This window comes from Mesorhizobium sp. M7A.F.Ca.US.011.01.1.1 (assembly GCF_003998295.1).
In the GTDB taxonomy this organism is placed as follows: Bacteria; Pseudomonadota; Alphaproteobacteria; order Rhizobiales; family Rhizobiaceae; genus Mesorhizobium.
In genome coordinates, this window is sequence record NZ_RZRT01000197.1 from 1 (window position 1) to 899 (window position 899).

Genomic DNA, 899 nt, shown 5'->3' on the forward strand with positions numbered 1-899 from the left:
CCGCTCCACGGGCTGCGGCGCGGCGAACAGCACCGCCTCGATGCGATTCATCCACTCGCGCCAGCGGATTTCTGGCGGCAGCTCGGCGAGCTCCGGATCGAAGGCTAGGTTTTGGGATTGCTTGGCGCGACTGGCCACGGTCACAACCCATAGAGCCGGAAGGTTGGCCGCCCGCTGAGTTCGCGGACCGCGGCCAGCTCCTGCAGCCGTTCGAACAGGCGCCGTGCGCCGCGCGCCGAAAGCTTCGAGCTCGACCACGACCCCGGCAGCGCATCGTCATTAAGCAGCAGCTTCACCACCTCGGCCGAGCCCTTGGCCCGCAACTTCGGCGCCACCGCAAGAAGCAGAGCAGCGCGTTTGGCAAGTTCGGCGCCGAGATCGCAGGCTTCGACGGTGGCCTGAGCGTAGGCGAGAAGCACGGCCCTGCCCCACCCCTCGCTTCCCGGCCGAATGCGCCGGCGCGGCTCGCCGGCCTTGAAGCTGCGTGCGTTCGCCTGCCCCATCATCAAGGGCACCGGCACAGGCCAGCGGAGCTTCTGCGCCAGGACGACATCGGCAGCCAGAACGCCAACAATTCCGTATCCGGTCGTGCCCGGTAGAGCTCTGCAGCAAGCTCGGCCGCCACCGCAGGCGCCGGCCGCGACGAGGCGAGAAGATCCTCGGCGTTGGAGACGACATGGGCGAGGGCCTCGTCCCATTTCAGCTCGAACAGGTCTGCGATCGATCGCACCGCCTCCTCGTCGAGCATTGTCGATCGGCTGGCGAGGCGGCGCCAGGCCAGCAAGACCTTTCCTGCCGGACCCGGATCATCGCCGACGGCGCGGAACAAGTGCGCGTCGCGCAGTGCCGCCTCCTCTTCCGTTCGGCCCAGCAGGCGCGTCGCCGCCGCTGCGCTACGC

The 899-nt window shown here is 68.9% G+C and carries 2 protein-coding genes and 1 pseudogene; all 3 read right to left on the reverse strand.

What is annotated here, in order from left to right; translation table 11 throughout:
- Positions 1-138 (reverse strand): annotated as a pseudogene (locus EOA13_RS39280) (segregation and condensation protein B); the annotation flags it as partial.
- Between the two features lie 2 nt (positions 139-140).
- The gene (locus EOA13_RS37280; RefSeq protein ID WP_245490610.1) at positions 141-521 is read right to left on the reverse strand and encodes a DUF1403 family protein; all 381 of its coding nucleotides are present in this window, start codon (positions 519-521) and stop codon (positions 141-143) included.
- The coding region (locus EOA13_RS37285) for a DUF1403 family protein (RefSeq protein WP_127298058.1) at positions 506-899 on the reverse strand (394 nt) is incomplete at its 5' end. The genes EOA13_RS37285 and EOA13_RS37280, both read right to left, overlap by 16 nt.